The organism is Herbaspirillum sp. SJZ106 (assembly GCF_006715495.1).
Lineage (GTDB): Bacteria > Pseudomonadota > Gammaproteobacteria > Burkholderiales > Burkholderiaceae_D > Herbaspirillum.
The window spans coordinates 49,850-68,158 of sequence record NZ_VFNI01000007.1 but is presented as its reverse complement, the minus strand read 5'-3'; the positions used below and the strand labels follow the sequence as shown (position 1 = coordinate 68,158).

Sequence of the window (18,309 nt, the reverse complement as noted above, 5' to 3'; positions counted from 1 at the left end):
TCAGTCGCGCGGCATCAGGCGCAGCGTCAATACCCACCACAACAAGGCCGCCAGGCTGACCGCCGCGCCGAGAACGCAAACCCCACCCCAGCCGGCATACGCATACATGTGCGTGGCCGCCAGCGCGCCGCCGCCGCTGCCCACCGCGTAGAACATCATGTAGCAGCCGATCATGCGGCTGTGCGCTTGCGGTTGCGCGCGCAGGATCAGGCTTTGGTTGGTGACATGGATCATCTGCCCGCCCAGGTCCAGCAGCAGGATGCCGGCCACCAGCGCCCACAGGCTGGTATCGGCAAAAGACAGCGGCAGCCACGACAGCAACAACAGGAGCAAGGCGCCGCCGGTGGCGTACCGGGCCAGGCCGCGGTCGGCCCAGCGGCCGGCGCGGGCCGCTCCCAGCACGCCAATCACCCCGACCAGGCCGAAGGCGCCGATGGCGCCATGCGACATCGCATGCGGCGGCGCCGACAGCGGCAGCACCAGCGCGCTCCAGAAAATATTGAAGGCGGCGAACATCAGCAGCGCCAGCACGCCGCGCACCTTCAACACCCGCTCGCGCAGCAGCAAGCCGGCCATCGAACGCAACAATTGCCCATAGCGCATCGATGGCGCCGCTGCGGGCGCCGGCGGCAACATGCGCGCCAGGCCAATGGCGGTGGCCGCGATCATTGCCGCCGAACACAGGTAGACCAGCCTCCAGCCCCCTACATCAGCCAACAACCCCGCGACCACACGAGCCAGCAGCAAACCGATGACCACGCCGGCCTGCACCGTCCCCAGCACCGCGCCGCGCTCCTGCGGCGGCGCCAGCGCGGCCGCATAGGAAATCAGTCCCTGCGTCATCGCCGTGCCCAGCATGCCCACCGCCAGCATGCCGGCCAGCAGCATCCACACCGACCCGCTGGCGGTCACCGCAAGCAGAAACACGGCCAGCGCCGCCGCCTGCCATAGCATCAACCGGCGCCGCGACAGCAAGTCGCCCAGCGGCACCAGCAGCAGCAAGGCCAGTGTGGAACCGGCCTGGGTGGCGCTGATCACCATGCCCACCGCGGCGGTAGCGATGCCGAAATCGGCAGCCAAGGCATCCAGCAAGGGCTGGGCATAGTAGACGTTGGCCACGCTGATGCCGGCGGCGATGGCGAACAGCAGCGTCAATGTCCGGCTGAGGGCCGGCTGCCGGCATGGCCGGGATGGCAGGCAAGGAGTCGCGGTTAATATCGATGTCGATGTCGCTGTCGAATCCGGTGCGGCGGATGGCATGGGAAGCCTTTCAATGTGGTTGCATTTCAAAACCATTTGGAGTGTAAGCGATTATGGTTTTAAAATGCAACCAGACTGGCGGCAGGGTTTTCAGCTGCCGCTTCGACAACGCAGCTGCGACCGACACCGCCATTCCCATGCCCGCCGACAAGAAGCCCGCCCTCCAGCCCCATGCGGCTTATGCCCAACACTGCCCCGTAGGTCGTTCGCTCGACATCGTCGGCGACCGCTGGGCGCTCCTGATCGTGCGCGACGCTTTCGACGGCCTGCGCCGCTTCGGCGAATTCCGCGACAACCTGGGCGTGGCGCGCAACATCCTCACCGACCGCCTGAAGAAGCTGACCGAGGCCGGCATCCTCGACAGCGTGCCGGCCTCGGATGGCAGCGCCTACCAGGAATACGTGCTGACGAAAAAAGGCGAGGCGCTGCTGCCGGTGGTGATCGGCCTGCGCCAATGGGGCGAACAGCACCTGTTCGCGCCGGACGAAAGGCATTCGCAACTGGTGGAAAAGAAAAGCGGCAAGCCCGTGCCGCGCATGCAGCCGACCGGACACGACGGTAAACCGCTCGCGGCGCATCAGGTGGAAGTGAAAAAGGCGCCAGGCAGACGCATGCCTGAATAGATGAATCCGCCTTCGATACAAATCACAATGTGTTAATTTGAAAAACAAATCAAAATTTGTTTTTCAAATGGAAGGAACGCCGCCAAGGCAAGCGCCGACCAGCCTGCTGGAACTCCTCAACATACTGGGCGGTGAACTGGTACTGCGCGAAGTCGATGCCATCGGGGACGGCCCGGGCAAGCTGTTGGAGCATAAGGCCGCCATGGCAATAGCGGTACGGCCGAAGAATCCCCATCGGAAAATGCGGGAAATCCAGCCCAGGCATTGGCATGCGGTCGGCATGCATTACGGCATCGTTGCCGAAGATGGCGACGGTCCCAATGCGATACTCAAAGAGCTCGCAGATAAAACACCTGACGTTATTTCAGCCGTGCGCAAGGAACTGCCGGCAGGCTTTCCGGAATATGTCGCGGACAGCATCTTCAATGGACTCGGCAGCTCCGCCGACATGCTGGCGGCATATCTGGCCTAAGCGCCTATTGATGGTCACGCTGGAAAATAATGCCCAATAAAAACGGTTCATCGTAGCTTTCCGAGGAATGCGGCTGTAATTTTGAGGCTCCCCGCTCCCATCCTGGACTGAACAATCTCCACGACATGTGGAGTTGTAAGCATTGCATAACGAAGCAAGAAACTCCTATTTTGAGCTAGTAATAATTCTAAGAGACGACCGCACAACATCAAATTCCACTGGGATTTATTACTCCCTTCGGAAGAAAGAATAAAAGTAGCTGTACGCTTCGCTTTCCCATTACTTGAGGACGAGCAATTCATGACGAAGCGACCATGCTTAGTTATTGGAGCTAGCGGCAATATCGGGGAAGAGATTGCTCTTCATTTAGCCGCTCAAGGCCGACCTCTTGCGCTCGTACATTCTGCGAAATCGACCAACTCCGAGCGCATTCCTCCCAATGACGACAACATTCGCTGGTATGGCGTCGATGTCTGTGATAGCCGCGAAGTTACCCATCTCATCAAGACTATTGAACACGATTTTGGCGCTCCGCCAGATCTGGTGTATTGCGCAGGTATCGTTAAGGATGGATCGATTCCACTCATCTCCGACGAAACCTGGCAAGCAGTAATTCAAACCAATCTAAGTGGGGCCTTCCACTGTATCAGAGCAGTTTCCAGGTCACTGATGGTGGTTGGAAATGGGCGCATCTGCGTATTTCAGTGATGGTGGACATCTAGTTCGGCGACGTGGACGTTTCTAGTTCAGTCGCCCTGGACAGTTGAATGACCAAAAAACTACTCAACGCCAATGGTCTGTCGCTCTAAGATATCCGCAACCGGCCACGTAGCGGCCCTACAGATATAAATGAAATGTGCAGTAATACTCGGTGTTGGCGCCGAGGGCCAAGCGTCTGGAGCCAGGTCGTCTGGCTCGAAGGGATTGAGTCGAGTAACCTTTGCAGGCTAGAAATTTTTTTCAGCAATGCAAGATGGAAAAACGGAGGCCGGAAATGGAGAAAGCCCGCCAGAGGCGGGCTTTCGCTTACGTTTTGCCTGAAACTCGACAGCCGACTAGAACCGTTTTCGGGGATGAGGGCTGTCAGGCGATTGACATAAATCTTATCACATCGCGTTTAGGACTGCTATCGGCCAGATACGGTCATTCATGCGCAAGGCGATTAAAGGGACGCGAAAAAAAGCGAGCCACAGCGCAGGCCACCCCTAACGAGCAGATAAGGTATCCGGCCAACAGTCCCAGCTTTACAGCCGATGACGCGGTGATGGGAGGGATTGCGGTGCGCATCAGGCCCAGGATGATCAGGTGGAACAGGTAGATTTCGTAGCTAAGACCGCCGCAGAACGCCAGGAATCGGTATCCCGCGGAACCTGGCGCTATAGTTTTTCCAGAAGCGCCGGCCAGCAGCAGAGCGGTTCCCAGCGCCATTGCAGTCACGCCCAGTACATTGCTACGGGAAATCGGCCAGCACAGGTAGAGCAATGTCATCGCCAGGATCGTCATGCACTGCAGCCAGCGCGTCGACATCCATGGATGCGTACCTCGTGCAACCATGATCGCCGTACAGCAACCGATGGCAATCCCGTCAAAGCAAGCCAGGTACGCATACAGAAAGCCGCCTTCATCTCCCTGGTGCGCCAGGCGGTATAAGGGGCCCGTCACGACGAACAGCAGCCAGAACGCGCCGATGAAGCGCGGCCTGCGCAACGTCAGGCAAACCATCGGAAACGCCAGATAGAACACCTCTTCAACGGAAAGTGACCAAAGCACACCCAGCGGATAGTTCACCCAGCCATGCTGCGCAATCAGTACATTCATCCAGAAGGTGAGGCTGGCCAGACCCGTCATCCACATCGGCAGCGGCGGCTCGCCAAATCCGCGGTTCTGGAAGAGCGTCCCTCCCAGCGCGGCCAGGAGCGCCACCATTGCCAGCAACAGGAACACGCATGGCAGTATGCGCGCCATGCGCAGCGCGTAGAAGCGCCTCGCATCGATGGCGTCGAGCCGCCCCCATCGGCGCAAGGTGTTGGCCGTCATCAGGTAGCCGGAAATCACGAAGAAAATGGTGACGCCGTAGTTGCCGTTGCGGGCGATCGCCTGCACCACGGGGGCGCCAAAGATCGTCGCCGGCACCGTATCTTTGAGCGGGTAGGCGATGTTGAAATGATGGAACAGCACCAGCAATATGGATACGCCACGCAGCGCATCGATCCGCGCATTGCGCTGGCCGACGCTCATCGCGGCCGACCTGCGAGATGATCGGCCAATGCCGGAAGGTCGTCCAGCAGGCCGTCGCGAGCCCGCAGGCCGGCGTTGGGCTGGGTCGGATGATCGTCCTGGATAAGGCGGGCGAACACGCGCTTCCGGTCGCCCTTGATCGCCCAGCCCACGAACCATCCATAGGCATGCGCAGGATCGTAGCGCCCATCGGAGCCCGGTGAACCGGTGCCTGTCTTGCCGTGGATCTCCCAGCCGTCCGGCGCAGCCGCGATGCGCGTGATCCTGCCGGTCATCTCATACGCGTGTGCGCTGACCGGCAGTTGCCGGTTCACCAGCCTGCGCAGGAAAGCGATCTGTTCCAAAGGCGAGATGCGCAGCGATGAATTGATCCATGCTCCCTTTGTGCCATTGCGCTTGCCCGGTTCTCCCGACACGTCCTGGTTGCCATAGCGGAAATCGCGCGTATAGCGTTGAAACCGCGCCGCCCCCAGCTGCTGCGCTACACGCTGCGAAAACCAGACCACCGAATACTGCATCCATCGGCTGGCATCGGTGGGCTGGCGCCAGGCGTCGCCGCCCCAGTCAGGATATCCTGGCTGATAGGGCCAGGCCGGCGTATGTTCGTCCTGCAAGACGCCGGCATCGAAGCCCATCAGGCTGATGGCGATCTTGAAGGTGGAGGCCGGCGTGAAGCGGCGGGTGCAATCTCCACTCTGGACGATGGAGCCGTTCTCCGATGCGTCGGCCACGATGGTGCATATCGTCCGTGCCGACGCCGCGGTCGAGATAACTCCACCTGCGATCAGGGCCACGAACATCCATGTCTTGCGCATTTCTACCTCTCCAGCATGATTAATTAACGGAATTGATTCTATCGGTGACGGGCGCCCGGCATGGCTTCTTGCCCCAGGAGGACGCCTGTCACCGCAACGGCCGGCGCGGTGCAAGCACGTCGGAGCCCAACCGGCTTTCCAGGTCCGCAAAGCGGTCGAGAAACCAGACGGCGTTTCCGTGATTGGATTCTCGGACATAGTCACTAAGCGCCCGACTGGCATCAAGATGGCGGCCGAGCTGGCCGAGAATGGCGAGCGGCATGCGGTAGTTCACGAAGCGCTGGACAAGCCGGCCCGCCAATCCAGACGACAGTTGGAAAAAGGATTCGTCCAGGCAGCTGGCATCGATGGCCACCAGCTGCGCACAGTGCTCCCATGCTGCACTGAGCAGGGAGTCCGTATCACCTTCGCTGGCAATGCGCCCTTCCTGGGCCGGGCAATGCAGTATCCGGACCGTGCCCATCGGAATGATCACGCTTCTCATGGCGTGCCGCGCGCGTCAGGCGCGAGAAGAAATGCCTGGATGGTTTCAGCTTCACGGGTGATGAAGTGAAAGGCCTCTGGCCTCCAGTGTATGCAAGCGTGCGGCACGCACCGTTCAAGCCGCGCCCGCGTGTGGGCCGAATCAAGCAGCACGTCTTTTCCTCCCAGCACTGCCATGACCGGCATGGCCAGCGAACCCAGAGCAGCATCGCTGAACCTGGGTAGCACGATAGGTTGAATACGCGCATGCAGGCCGATGTATTCCATCAGCGAGGCAAGCTTGGCATGGAACGGCGACAGCGCGCCGGCAACAGGGCCGATCACCATGCGACGGATCCTGCGCAATCCCCACTGCCCGAGCATCAAACAGGGCCAGGCTTTGAGCAGGAATGCCCGTTGCCGTCCGATCCCGGCGGGCGAGATGAGCACCAGTTGCGCCACCCGCCCTGGACGCGATACTGCGTAGTTCAACGCCATCCAGCCACCCAGCGAAATGCCGGCGAACGAGGCGTTGACCAGTCCAAGCCCATCCATCACGTCGTCGAGCCAGCATAGGGCCGCGCGACTGATGGAAACCAGGCGGGATGGCGCGCTCAATCCGGGCTGGCCCGGCATGTCAAGGATATGGACGCGGAAGTGCCGCGCCCATGTCGCCGCGTCCGCCAGCCAGCTTGCCGCGTTGGCCTGGGCGCCATGCAGCAGCACCAGCGGCGGCCCGTCGGACGGGCCGCAGGAAAGCACGAAGGTTTCTCCGATGCCGCTTGGCACCATGCGACGGGTATGAGGAACCGGCCACTCGTCCAGCAGATCGCGATAGCGTGCCAGGGCAAGGCGCTCGGCATCGAGCGTCCTGAATATCGGCATCATTGCGCCGAGCCAAGAAAGGAGTCGATTGCCTCCAGCACCGATGCGGCCTCTCTGGGCGATGCAACCAGGATGATTTTCAGATGGCTTTCCAACGGGTTATAGGCGGTATCAAGATGCATGGGCTGGCCGTGTCCTCTCCGGCTGATCAGCAAAGCCTGCAGGTTGGTTGCGATGCGGCTGGCAAATTCGGCCGATATCCCGGGTACCTCTACGATGCTCGTGGTACGTGCCACAATTTCGCCTTGGCTCGCTACTGGCGCCGCCAAACCGGCAAAGTCATTCAGGTCCGGACCGGAAATCCGATAGGACTTGCCGATCTTGGAGGCCCGCAGGCGGCCCTCCTTGATATGGCGCAGCACTGTCTTGACGTGCAACTTGAGTTGCCGGGCGACTTCTTCAACGGTGTAGGTATTTCCGTGCATGGCGCCATTCTATATCGAATTATTCCTAAATGTTACCAATATATGTAGCGATTGAGATATTTCGAATTCCCGTTTGGACCGCAATCCGACTCGCGGCAGCCGGACGAAGACTGGGCCCGAGGGGCGCATGAGCGAACGGTCGCCCTCGGAAGGCGATGGAAAGATGGAAGCGGATGGCAAGAGGCAATCCTGCAAGCCAGGCGACATGGATTGCGTCGCTTTCCGTGGTGGACAATTGCTGAATGAGCGTCCGTTATCGGCCAGGAACGGACATCCCCACATAACCGGTTTCGGGTAGTCTTCATGTAGTGTCTTCCTGCCAAATATCGCTCCTCGTGAATATGCAACCCGAATATCTTGCCCGTCTTAATGAGCCAGTCCAACAGTTCGTCCTTGACGTGGAAGAAGGTGCGGGCGTTGAAATCAATGTAATTCTCGATTCGAAGCAGAATGAAGGTGGAACTACTGGTCAGGGAAAGCTCGCAGTCGTCATAGACGCCAAAAGCATTCAACTCTTTGCTCCGACCAATGGATACTTTCCCGATGGGGCGGTTCGACATGAAGTGTTGCACGTGCGGCGGTTTCATGTTGAGGGAGTTCCAAAGCTTGCTTTAGCCGATAGCGAAGAATGGGACAAAGGTTTTTCGGATGCGCTGGGCGCTCTTGATAATGCCATTGAGCACATAATTATCGTTCCTGAAGAACTTCAATTTCATTCAGATCGCCGCAAACATTGGGAGACTGTGATGCAGCGTGTCTGTTCGGAGCTTCCCCATGTGCCTGAGGGCGAGCGGTGCCTCGCGGTCTGTCTTCATTGGACATTCTTGCGTCATGTCCTACCAGACTCGCCCGTAGTTGAGATCGCAAGAAGCTTTGCGAATAAGCATGCGCTGCTAGAATTGGCCGACCACTTTGCCGATCGGTTCAAAGCTGTAGCGGCTAGCAAGGAGAAGCTTGTCCACCTTCTTTTTCACACATTTCCCGAAATCCCGAAGAACCGTGTGGCCTTGGAATACATAAACAGCGTGACTGGTACTTGCCAGAAGCCAATTCCATAGATCGACTACAGCAAGAGGATCATTGTCAGAAACTATGACCGGCGACAACAAGCCGTCCCGTGAGTGGGCCCAGCTTGCGCTCAATGGAATGCCTGTGGCTGGCCGCTATCGCAATGGTGTCGACAGGATTAGAAAGGTGAGCTTTTGCAGGGACTGAAGTCACATGTCATTGTCATGCTGACGTTAGCACGGCATCGCGTGAGGAACATAGATTCCTCTTTGTATCCGAGAATGAAAACGGCCCGCGAAGCGGGCCGTTTTCATAGTTCATTTGTTTTGTGGGGGGAGGCTGTTACTCGAAAGCTCAGCCCGCTTGTCCTCAAGCGCACGAAGTAAGTGTAGTACCAGTTGAACGGTCTCGAAAGAGCATGGCCTGTCAAAACATAGCTTTCGGTACCACTTCAAATAGTGATCCAAGTCGCCTTCGTTGAGGGAGCGCCACCACGATTTGTGCATGTGCTACTGGCCTCGTCTGAAGATTGGCAGCAACCGTCACTTCCGCCTACACTTTCACAAATTAAACAAAAAATCGGGGGAAATATGGCATGGGACATTACCACTAGCAGTCACATTACGAGGGAAAGGCTCAAACTTTCAACTCCAGAGGTGGTTTACAGGGAGCTAGATGAATATGGTCAATATCTCGCCACAGGTGTTTCGCGCTGGAATAGCGACGATGCGCTTGAAAATGCGCTATTACAACGTAACGACCGTTTGATTAACTTGGGGCTGGCAAAGAATGCAGGAAGCCAAAGTGTAATCAAGCTACTCTACAGCCAGTCATTGGCCGGTACGGGCGACAATGAATACGACTACGCAGTAAGACTCGCCTGTCTGGCAAATCTTACTGCCCCATTGGGGGCTTGGGGGCTAGGCGAGTCGTCCGATTCCGACGACTGGGAGTTTCTGGAAGTTCGCCGACTGGCATGCAGTGGCAGTAGCGACGAACTGTTGGCGATGTTACGCAATCCCGCTCGACGTTATCTGCTCCCAAAATTGTTCGAACGAGCAGGGCCTTTCGATACTGTCGATGAGAAAAGGTGGTTACATCTTTTGCGCTTTGCTTCGGGCAATCCTGGCCTAACTATAGATGACAGTACGATTGCTGGCCCCGACTTTATTAACTGGGACATCAATAAGGCAATTATTCGCCTTCTGCAGACCGCCATGGTTACATCCAATTCAATTAACGTTCTGCATGATCTACTGATGAATCTTGATCCCGCCAATACCAGGATGTTGGGATCTAGAGAAGAATTTTCAGAGCTAATCAATCGTTGGAAATTGGGTGATATACCAAGTACCTCTGATTCGGGGAAGAGAGTCGAAGGTTATTACTCGACCTGCACGCTAGAAGAGGAACTCCAATGTGTCATGGCAGCCCTTTACGGCAGTATTTCAGAAGGAAAGGCAATCACGGCCATGGGCTCGTTGGATGCACCAGAATTGGCGTTCAGATGCGCCTACTACGGCAGAGAAAAAATGAATGCCGCTGAAATCCAAGAAGCCTGGAGTAAAGACAAGGCCATATTTGTTCTGGCAGCGCTATTCAATAACCAGATTCTGCTGAACCCTGATTCACGTCGGGAATTAGAGGGATATGTGTCTCATGAACTTCAACATCTCTATGTCAAACGATGCACCCAACTGCATGCACATTACAAATGGTTTTCAGTTTCCCCTGTTACCGAGGAGTTGAAAGACGTCAAAACTGAAGTCGCGCCACGTGTTGTCGATGCTGAAATGATAGAGAGGCTTGCTAAGCGAATAGTGGCCGTCGAGGAGAAGCTAGTTGCAACGTCAAAGCAGATTTGGTGGGTCGCTGTCATCCTCGGAGCCATAATGTTCTATCACCGGTAGTTCCCCGCCTTTAGTGGACTCATATTCGAGAATCAATCTTCTAAAACATAGCATGGTCGAAATAACTTAGTGGACGCAGCGATGGCTAAAAATGCTCATAGTGAACTAGTAAGGGTCCTTTCTGAATCAGGAGAAGCGCTGCTGGACCTCGGTCTTGAAAGCGAGATCGTGAAAGCGATCCCAGTTGTTAACTTGGCCGCAGCACTGATGAAAGAGGCATCAAACATTCGTGATAAAGGGCTGATTAGCAAGCTCAGTCGCTTCTTGAATGAGCCACGCCTCCAAAGGACCTTAGAGTCAGAGGCAATGCGAGAGAAATTACTTAAGGATGAATATGCAGAGCTTATTGGCGAGAGGCTGTTTCTCGTCATCGAGAAATTTTCAGACCTTCAAAAGCCGGTGTTACTGGCTCGAGTATTCGCGGCGTACTTGAATGACGAGCTGTCGAGAGCGGACTTCTTTCTACTGGCACATGCCATTGATGTGGCCTACATCCGAGATTTGGAGCGATTTCTTGATGCCAAGGCTCTTATCGAAGGGCTTGAGCCCCCGGAGATCCAGCGATTAACCAATGCTGGCCTTTGCATGACCTTTTCGAGCGGAGCCTTGGGAGGTGGTGGCCTGCAATATCACCCAGCCCCCATCGCACAAATTTTATATAACGCTGTCGCTATAATTGTGGAGTAGATGTCTGTCGATAGGTGAGCTTTTACAGGGAGCGTAGTCACATCGTACTAATCACCCTATCATCGGACTGCGAGCCCCGGTGCGATCTCTGCCAAAGCAGACCCCGGGGCGTGTGTTTTCTAGCCTAGAATTTCCCCCGGCATTTCCCTGTACACGGTATTTCTGCACCAAAGGAGTTTGTTGTGGCAATTACTTCCTTACCCGCGCAAGAGTTTGCTCAGGATGTGCACGAGGCGTTTACTGCGACCGAGACTGGGCCAGTCTTTATTACTGATCGTGGCATACCAAGCCATGTTCTAATCAGCTATCCGGAATATCAACGCCTACTTGCGCTGAAACGCAGCATCTCCAGCAGCTTAGCTATGCCTGGCGATTCAGACGTCGAGTTCGAAGCACCACGTGTCGATATCTACCTCCGACCAGCGGACTTTCTGTAACCAAGCAAAAAATTGGCATACATCGCGTCTATTCCTCCAGAAGCTTGGTCGCGCGCCTGCGAGCTCCACCTCTCGGTGATTTAGCCGCCCAGGCAGCCAGCCATCCCTCCGCTCTAGTCGTGATCGGCGTCCACAAGTAAACCGCCCCTCCTATTGCCTCAACGACCCTGGCGCCAAGTTCTTCTCCGTAAAGAACGGTGGACAGGATACGAAGACCGTTAGCCGACGCGCCAGCCTGGTTCCTCACTAGCCTAGCCAAGTGAGGGCGCCGCGCGTCCAGCCACTGAGTCAACCCAGATGGCGGTAAGAGCGCAGGTAGGCCGAAGCCTGACTGGTGAAACTCCATCTCATCCCTAGTAGCTAGCGCCAGCACTTTCTGCTCAAAGACTGCTCTTAGGCGTTGTGCCTGTTTCAAAGAAATATGTGCACAAGCCGGCTGACTACTGGCGTCTACAGCACCGATAACAATGGTCGTATGGAAAGCGCACACGTCCTTTCGCCTTACGGGAAGCCAGCAATATTTGCAGAAGCGGTAGAGATCCCCTGTGCCCTCATCGATTTCTAAAAGCGGCTTGGCAATAGGGACTCCGAGGTAGCCACACAGTCGGCTGAACGAGAAAACCTCGATAAAAGGTGGGAATTCAATTTCCCGCGGCGGCCTGTCCGTATGTCGGACAAACAACTCAATCATCCGACCAATCGCGGCCAACAGTTGCTCCTGCTGCGATTCAGAAGCAAATACCAATGCGGGATAGAGGGTCCGAATCTTGTCCCAGGATGGCTGGCCCTGAATAGAGATCAGAGGGCGGTGCACATCGGAAAGAAGCGGCACCAAATGCTCTCGAATTACTTTGATCGCAACAGCTGGTGTGACAGCCCGGTCTTCGACCGCTGCGGCCATGCGCCTCAGCACTGAATGATAGGGGGCTGGGATGCTGTCGAGATCTAGATCGTCCAAGTGAAAAGGCATTTCAAATGTCCAGATAGCCTAGTAGTTTTCGCGACATGTTCTGCGTAGGATGAGCCACCGATTGTTTGGATGCTCTCCAACAGCACCGTTTCGGCAAAATGGACGGCGTTTCGGCAACGTGGACAGCAATTTAATGCTGCTGTGGGCGATGTTTGGCATCGCAGCCATCAATTTGAGGAGATTCTCACCTAGTCCGTAACTAAGAACAAAAATCCCCCCTAAAAAAGCGAAAAGCCCGAGTGACCAGACTCGGGCTTTATCGTCGGCCGTAACCGAAAAGATCTCAGATCTCGCGGAGGAGTATCGGCTGCAACGTCTTTCCTGTCAAGGAGAGCGTAAGGGGAATGCACACCCTTTTGCGGCGCGACTCCTGCGCTGCTTGGAAGATGCCTATGAGGCTAGAAATCTATTTGCAGCGTGAAATAGCGCGGCTGCACTTCTATGAGCTATCTAGCTCAGATAGAACCATCGCCGACACTGTTGGCATTTCTCCCACGACTGTGGGTGTCTTGCGCAATAAACTGAGAGCAACAACACTTAATTGGAGTGACATCCAAGATCTCGATGATGCTCAGTGGCGCACCCTGATTGGTACTCACGACCGTAGCGTTGCCGCCCCGAAGCCGGCACCAAATTGGGAATGGGTGCATCAAGAGATGCAGGCAGAAGACGCCACCCTGGAGCATATCTGGCAGGAATGGCGCGAATCCGAGCCCACCGGTATTGGCTACACGCAGTTCACCTCGGGGTATCGCAAGTACATCAAGAAATTACATATCGTCATGCGGCGCGTCCATCTTCCGGGCGATAAGCTGTTTGTTGATTTCGCTGGTCGAACGATCGATGTCCACGATGCCGAAACTGGCGCCATCGAAGAGGCGCAGATCTTTATTGGCGTTCTTGGCTATTCCAATTACACGTTTATCTATGCGGTACCTAGTCAAAAAACGGCTGATTGGGTGGACTGCCACATTAAATGTTTTGAATACATGGGTGGTGCCCCAGCTTGGGTTGTCAGCGACAACCTAAAAGCCGCGGTGTGGAGAAGGGAGCGTGATCGTATCGTCGTCAATCCAAGCTACAGGGACTGCCTCGCCCACTACGGTACCGCTGCCCGGCCGACCAGGAGTCGCAAACCAAAGGACAAGCCGAAGGCTGAAGTTGGTGTCCAGATCGCTCAGCGCCTTTTCTTCCGGCTGCGGAACCGAAAGTTCTTTAGTTTCGACGAGCTGAATACTGAGCTTTATGCCCTGAGCGAAAAGCTCAACCATCATCGCTTTAAGAAACTGGATGGATGCCGGCATCAATGGATGGAAGATACGGAGAGGGAAAAACTGCGCCCATTGCCGGAGCGCCCGTTTGAGCTGTGCGACTGGAAATATCAGGTCCGAATTGGCCAGGATTACCACGTCGAGCACCAAGGTGCTTTTTACTCCGTTCCTTATTACCTCGCGGGAAATCGCGTTGACCTGAGATTCACACAGACCATCCTTGAAATCTTCCTGGCCGGCCGTCGCATCGCAATGCACCTCGTTCAGGCTAAGCAAGGTGCCACGGTGACCGAACGGGAGCACAGGCCACTTTCGCATATAGCTGTCACTGAGTCTGAACCAGCAGACCTAATTCGCTGGGCGGAAGGTATTGGTCCTAGTGCTAACAAGATGATTGCCTATCACCTCCATGATCGACGGGATCCGACGAACGGACTTCGCGCCGCTCAGCGGATGAGAAGCCTGGCACGAACATACGGAGATGAACGCTTCGAGGCCGTTTGTACTTATGCATTGAAATCGAACATCACGAGCCTTCGCAATGTTGAGTCGATTTTCAAGACGAACGCCGATTTACGTCCTGCCAAGCCCCAAAACAGTGAGCCACGTCCCACTCATGGCAACGTGCGCGGGCCTGAATACTTCGGAGAATAAACATGAGTAGCCAACCACAGAACACCATCCAGCTCCGCGAATTGAAGCTCCAAGCTATGGCCGAGGCATATGAACTCCAAAGCCAGCAACCCAAACTGCAGAACATTGCCTTCGATGATCGCCTGGGAATGCTCCTTGAGGCCGAGACCGCATCAAGGAAATCACGCAAGCTAAATCGGTTGATCAAGATCGCTAACTTCCCGGAAGCTGCTTCTCTAGAAGATCTGGACGGACGTACAGCCCGCGGACTTGATAAAACACTTGTTGCCGCCCTGTCGACTTGCAGCTGGATCTCTCGGCATCAGAATCTGATCATTCTCGGCGCCACAGGCGTCGGAAAGACATGGCTTGGCTCGGCTTTTGGACAGCAGGCGTGCCGGTTGGCGATGTCAGTGGCTTTCCGTCGTGTATCAGATCTGTACACCGCGGTGACCGAAGCCCAGCTCGATGGCTCTCTCTTTTCACTTAAGGATCAACTCTATAAGCCGGCACTCCTCATCTTGGATGACTTCGGAATGGGAGAGATGACGCCCGCAGCAGCGCAAGTGCTGCTGGATGTGGTCGACAGGCGTTCACGTACGGGATCAGTACTCATTACCAGCCAGTATCCAGTGGAAAATTGGCATGGTTTCTTCCCGGACCCGACAATAGCGGATGCGGTCTTGGACCGTGTTGTCCATCAGGCTTACAAGATCCAGCTGAAAGGAGAGTCAATGAGAAAACTGCGCGGCAAGAAGTCACTTGCTGAAGTCTAAATAAGTCCACGTTGCCGAAGAACTGTCCATGTGGCCGTTTCAATGCTTGTGTTGCCGGCTGCTTGTCCAGACTTCCGTCACAGTGTCCACCTGGTTCCGATCTGAGTGTCCAGTTCAGACTGAACCAGGTGTCCAGTAGTGACCGAAATATGCACGCATCGTACTCATTGGTTCGGTATCTGCCATCAAGGGTAATCCCGGTCAACTGAGCTATGCGGCCGCCAAAGGAGGGATTGAATCCATGTGCCGGGTAATTGCGGTCGAACTCGGAAGATTTGGCGTCACATGCAATGTGGTTTCCCCCGGTGCAATAGAAAGCAACATGGTTAGGAATACTCCCATGCCAGCGATAGAGCGCCTGCTCAAGAATACCCCTTTGCGTCAATTTGGGCAGCCAACAGACGTGGCCGGAATGGTGGTTTTTTTGTTAGGTGAGGATGGCCGACATATCACCGGCCAAGTTATTCAGGTTGACGGCGGTATGACGGCTCTTTGACAACGAAGGAAAACCAACGTGATAGAAATTCAGGACAGTGAAATAAAAGAAATCATGGAAATCGCTTTGGATCGTGAAATTAACGAATTCTCGATGGCCGCTAACTTTTATGAGGCTTATGACATGGATTCACTGGGTGCCGTAGCTTTAGTCGTAGAGATACAGAAACGTTACGACGTGAGAATCCCTGATGAACGTATGCCCGATGTATGTACAGGAGACCAACTCAAGGCAATAGTAAAAGAACTGCTCAAGGTTAAAGACTAAGTTGGGATTTCTATATGACTGCTGAAGCTCTCTTTCCACAACAGCTGGACTATCACCAAATCGTCAGATTAGTGCCGTATCGCTCACCTTGGTTATTGCTCGATCGAGTGATTGCTTGGGATAACCGAAATATCACTGTTCAAAAATCAATATCTGGCTCAGACCCTATGATGGCAGCACATCTCGCCAACGGCCCCTCAATTATGCCGGGTGTTCTTTATATCGAATTGGTTGGCCAAGCGACAATGTTGCATAGCGTGTTGAGTGGTGGAACTGCTGAAAAAAACAAGCGAGAAAACACAGCCGTTCTGGGGCGCTGCAAAGGAGAGTTCATTTCTCCAGCCTTTATAGGAGAGACCATCACCGCCGAAGTTACCGTCAGCGATCAGATTGCTGATAAAACCATTTATGAAGGGGTCGTACGTGCCGGAAATCGCCTTGTGTGTCGAGTTTCTGGTATCGGTGCAATTATAAATAAACCAACCATATCAATCTCTGCCTAAACGGAGATTCCATTGATTAAAAATTATCAGCAATCAATTGCCATTTCACAGCAATGCTGTGCCATTGCCAATATAGGTAACACTTGGGCTGAATGTTGGGAAGCATTGCTGGCCGGTCGGCGAATATTTTCACAAGGTTCCGCAATCATTCCTGGCTGGCCCGATAGCCCTCCTCTGTCCGCTATTTTGAATTTCCCCGGGTTGGACGAGCAACCACCTTTTTCTCAGCGCACCGATATACTCGCGCGCATCGTGGGCCAACAAATGCGGGCAACTATTGACCAATTTCTGACCACACACCCCTCCGCCACACTGTCATTACTAGTTGCAACTTCGCATGGCAACCCAGGACCCCTTTCCGAAATAGCGAACGTACATTGCGCTGGTGGTGAGATGTCCATGATTGATTCATCAACATGGAAAGGTATTGTGGAAGACAATTTAATTAAGGAGATAAATACAAGTCTAGGCAGAGAACTTCCTGGCGTTACCATATCTGCTGCTTGCGCCTCTTCGCTGGTAGCAATCTCTTATGCTTCAGACCGCATAAACGCCAATCTTTGCGATGCGGTTCTTGTTGTTGCCATCGACACTCTCTCACGCGTGGCATCGGTTGGATTCAATAATATCGGCGCTATGTCGCAACAGGGCTGCCGCCCTTATGACAAGCAACGTGATGGCACCACCGTGGGTGAAGGTGCGGTTGCTATGTTTTTATCCAGGGAAAATCTACTTCCAGAACAAGACGTATATGGGTTGATCGCCGGAACCTCTATATTCTGTGATGCCACCCATATGGTTGAACCTAATTCCAGCGGCATCGCTATCGTCATACAAAGCGCGTTACAACAAGCGCAATTGCAGCCGTCCGATATTCATGGAATCTTCTGGCACGGCACGGGTACTCGCCAGAACGACAAAACCGAAGCTTCTGCTGCGCAGATTGTCTTTGGAAATAGATCCCCATTATGCACGTCTACCAAGGGTTCACTGGGACACACTATGGGTGCCTCGGGTGCATTCAATGTACTGGCCGCTTGTGAGGCGATCCGTCAGAAAATCTTACCCCATATAGTTGGTACTCATGATCCTGAATATGACAATCTTCATCTGACACTAAATACTCCTCATCCTATTACATCAGGCCCAATACTTGTTACGGCACTTGGGTTCGGAGGAATAAATGCCGCTATGACGATATTGCCACCCAAGGGATTTCAATGAGCATCAATACTCTTGACAACGGACCTTATGTTCGAGCCATTGGTTGGATCCATAAACAAGATCACTCCGTACGTGTTGCCTCCCATTCCAAGTGGGCTGACTTGGAAAATCCCATCGATTTCAGTGACACTGGCGACTATCGAATTAAAGACATTGCAACGACTACCTGCTCAACCGACATTCCATTGTCCGTAATGCGCAGCAGCGGCGTGGCGCGTGCACGTTCTGCTGCCAAGGGAACAGTGTTCGCGGCATTATTGGGTAAGCAATTACTTGAAACTGTTTCTGACAAAGAAAACTATCACGGTAATCGTGTTGGCATGGCTGTTGCGTCAAACTCGGCCATTACTCCGATAGCATGGGAATTCGAAACCGTTGGACTGATTAAAGGCTGGGATAAAACCGATACCCTATTGCTGCCTAGCTCAATTCCCAGCTCTATCACTACCCAGATCTCGGCAACTCTTGACACGCATGCTGCCGCCATCTCCTTTCAGGATGGAGCATTCGGCGTCTGTGCGGCAATTGAGTATGCCCATTTGTCGTTCATACATCAACGTTCGGATTACTTTCTAATCATTGGCGCCGAGGAAATTTGCCCGGTTCAATGCAATGCGCTAGCGGCATTGGATGATCAACGCCCATGGTTAGACGGCGCCGCTGGATTGATGTTAGCTAGAGTTCCGAACTCGGAGAATGATTGGCAATTGGCGTTTTGTGGCAACTTAGCTGAAGGCACCGCGTATACATTGCCAGAAGACTGGACAGATGCCGCGATACTTAAAATAGAAATTAAAAGCAGCGCTACGCTGTTCACCTCTCCTCTTGTCCCCTATGCCTTGCATCATCTCTTTATGAGTGCGGCATCCAAGGCTGTTTTGAATTATCGACTGCCTGGAAAAGGAAATTATGTCCTCGGATTTACGCAGCGTAATAGTCAATCCTAA

Annotated in this window: 21 protein-coding genes; 14 read left to right on the top strand and 7 right to left on the bottom strand. The window is 54.4% G+C overall.

Annotation, left to right across the window (positions count from 1 at the left end):
• Positions 1 to 1,260, bottom strand: a complete 1,260-nt coding sequence (locus tag FB598_RS18815; protein ID WP_141917628.1) for an MFS transporter — start codon at positions 1,258 to 1,260, stop codon at positions 1 to 3.
• A 137-nt stretch (positions 1,261 to 1,397) separates the two neighbouring features.
• Here FB598_RS18815 and FB598_RS18810 point away from each other — a divergent pair, with 137 nt between their 5' ends.
• The 3 genes from FB598_RS18810 to FB598_RS18800 all read left to right on the top strand — a co-directional run bounded on the left by FB598_RS18810 (position 1,398) and on the right by FB598_RS18800 (position 3,063).
• Positions 1,398 to 1,883, top strand: a complete 486-nt coding sequence (locus FB598_RS18810; protein ID WP_141917626.1) for a helix-turn-helix domain-containing protein — start codon at positions 1,398 to 1,400, stop codon at positions 1,881 to 1,883.
• A 37-nt stretch (positions 1,884 to 1,920) separates the two neighbouring features.
• A complete protein-coding gene (locus FB598_RS18805; protein WP_141917623.1) occupies positions 1,921 to 2,355 on the top strand; it encodes a type II toxin-antitoxin system HipA family toxin in 435 nt (144 codons plus the stop codon).
• 300 nt (positions 2,356 to 2,655) lie between these two features.
• Complete coding sequence (locus FB598_RS18800) at positions 2,656 to 3,063, top strand: SDR family NAD(P)-dependent oxidoreductase (RefSeq protein ID WP_141917621.1); 408 nt, start codon at positions 2,656 to 2,658, stop codon at positions 3,061 to 3,063.
• Between the two features lie 435 nt (positions 3,064 to 3,498).
• Here FB598_RS18800 and FB598_RS18795 read toward each other — a convergent pair whose 3' ends face one another.
• The 5 genes from FB598_RS18795 to FB598_RS18775 all read right to left on the bottom strand — a co-directional run bounded on the left by FB598_RS18795 (position 3,499) and on the right by FB598_RS18775 (position 7,180).
• Entirely contained in the window at positions 3,499 to 4,593 is a 1,095-nt protein-coding gene (locus tag FB598_RS18795) for an acyltransferase (RefSeq protein WP_141917619.1), read from the bottom strand.
• Positions 4,590 to 5,408 (bottom strand): class D beta-lactamase, encoded by an 819-nt coding sequence (gene blaOXA / locus FB598_RS18790; protein ID WP_141917616.1) that lies wholly within the window; start codon positions 5,406 to 5,408, stop codon positions 4,590 to 4,592. The genes FB598_RS18795 and blaOXA overlap by 4 nt, the downstream gene beginning before the upstream one ends.
• Before the next feature lie 88 nt (positions 5,409 to 5,496).
• Positions 5,497 to 5,892 (bottom strand): DUF4180 domain-containing protein, encoded by a 396-nt coding sequence (locus tag FB598_RS18785; protein ID WP_141917614.1) that lies wholly within the window; start codon positions 5,890 to 5,892, stop codon positions 5,497 to 5,499.
• Positions 5,889 to 6,758 (bottom strand): alpha/beta fold hydrolase, encoded by an 870-nt coding sequence (locus tag FB598_RS18780; protein WP_141917612.1) that lies wholly within the window; start codon positions 6,756 to 6,758, stop codon positions 5,889 to 5,891. Before FB598_RS18780 ends, FB598_RS18785 begins: the two co-directional genes overlap by 4 nt.
• Complete coding sequence (locus FB598_RS18775; RefSeq protein ID WP_141917610.1) at positions 6,755 to 7,180, bottom strand: helix-turn-helix domain-containing protein; 426 nt, start codon at positions 7,178 to 7,180, stop codon at positions 6,755 to 6,757. The genes FB598_RS18780 and FB598_RS18775 overlap by 4 nt, the downstream gene beginning before the upstream one ends.
• 335 nt (positions 7,181 to 7,515) lie before the next feature.
• Here FB598_RS18775 and FB598_RS18770 point away from each other — a divergent pair, with 335 nt between their 5' ends.
• From FB598_RS18770 to FB598_RS18755, 4 genes are all read left to right on the top strand, one after another.
• Positions 7,516 to 8,238, top strand: coding sequence for a hypothetical protein (locus FB598_RS18770; protein ID WP_141917608.1), 723 nt, complete (start codon positions 7,516 to 7,518; stop codon positions 8,236 to 8,238).
• Between the two features lie 408 nt (positions 8,239 to 8,646).
• The gene (locus FB598_RS18765; RefSeq protein WP_141920762.1) at positions 8,647 to 10,098 is read left to right on the top strand and encodes a hypothetical protein; all 1,452 of its coding nucleotides are present in this window, start codon (positions 8,647 to 8,649) and stop codon (positions 10,096 to 10,098) included.
• A gap of 81 nt (positions 10,099 to 10,179) precedes the next feature.
• Positions 10,180 to 10,785 carry a hypothetical protein gene (locus FB598_RS18760; RefSeq protein ID WP_141917604.1) on the top strand — a complete coding sequence of 202 codons (606 nt, stop codon included), beginning with the start codon at positions 10,180 to 10,182 and terminating at the stop codon, positions 10,783 to 10,785.
• 182 nt (positions 10,786 to 10,967) lie between these two features.
• Positions 10,968 to 11,222 carry a type II toxin-antitoxin system Phd/YefM family antitoxin gene (locus FB598_RS18755; protein WP_141917601.1) on the top strand — a complete coding sequence of 85 codons (255 nt, stop codon included), beginning with the start codon at positions 10,968 to 10,970 and terminating at the stop codon, positions 11,220 to 11,222.
• 28 nt (positions 11,223 to 11,250) lie between these two features.
• Here FB598_RS18755 and FB598_RS18750 read toward each other — a convergent pair whose 3' ends face one another.
• On the bottom strand, positions 11,251 to 12,192 hold the full coding sequence (locus FB598_RS18750; protein WP_144770342.1) for a hypothetical protein: 942 nt from the start codon (positions 12,190 to 12,192) through the stop codon (positions 11,251 to 11,253).
• A 392-nt stretch (positions 12,193 to 12,584) separates the two neighbouring features.
• On the opposite strand from FB598_RS18750, the gene istA reads away from it, so the two are divergent.
• The 7 genes from istA (at position 12,585) to FB598_RS18715 (ending at position 18,309) form a co-directional block, all read left to right on the top strand.
• A complete protein-coding gene (gene istA, locus FB598_RS18745; protein ID WP_183405893.1) occupies positions 12,585 to 14,117 on the top strand; it encodes an IS21 family transposase in 1,533 nt (510 codons plus the stop codon).
• A 2-nt stretch (positions 14,118 to 14,119) separates the two neighbouring features.
• A complete protein-coding gene (gene istB / locus FB598_RS18740; protein WP_141917593.1) occupies positions 14,120 to 14,872 on the top strand; it encodes an IS21-like element helper ATPase IstB in 753 nt (250 codons plus the stop codon).
• A 157-nt stretch (positions 14,873 to 15,029) separates the two neighbouring features.
• Complete coding sequence (locus FB598_RS18735; protein ID WP_141917590.1) at positions 15,030 to 15,368, top strand: SDR family oxidoreductase; 339 nt, start codon at positions 15,030 to 15,032, stop codon at positions 15,366 to 15,368.
• Between the two features lie 18 nt (positions 15,369 to 15,386).
• Positions 15,387 to 15,635 carry an acyl carrier protein gene (locus tag FB598_RS18730; protein WP_141917587.1) on the top strand — a complete coding sequence of 83 codons (249 nt, stop codon included), beginning with the start codon at positions 15,387 to 15,389 and terminating at the stop codon, positions 15,633 to 15,635.
• A gap of 14 nt (positions 15,636 to 15,649) precedes the next feature.
• The gene (locus FB598_RS18725) at positions 15,650 to 16,138 is read left to right on the top strand and encodes a 3-hydroxyacyl-ACP dehydratase FabZ family protein (RefSeq protein ID WP_141917585.1); all 489 of its coding nucleotides are present in this window, start codon (positions 15,650 to 15,652) and stop codon (positions 16,136 to 16,138) included.
• Positions 16,139 to 16,150: 12 nt separating this feature from the next.
• A complete protein-coding gene (locus tag FB598_RS18720; protein WP_141917582.1) occupies positions 16,151 to 17,362 on the top strand; it encodes a beta-ketoacyl synthase N-terminal-like domain-containing protein in 1,212 nt (403 codons plus the stop codon).
• Positions 17,359 to 18,309: a hypothetical protein gene (locus FB598_RS18715; protein ID WP_141917580.1), complete on the top strand. Its 951-nt coding sequence runs from the start codon at positions 17,359 to 17,361 to the stop codon at positions 18,307 to 18,309. The genes FB598_RS18720 and FB598_RS18715 overlap by 4 nt, the downstream gene beginning before the upstream one ends.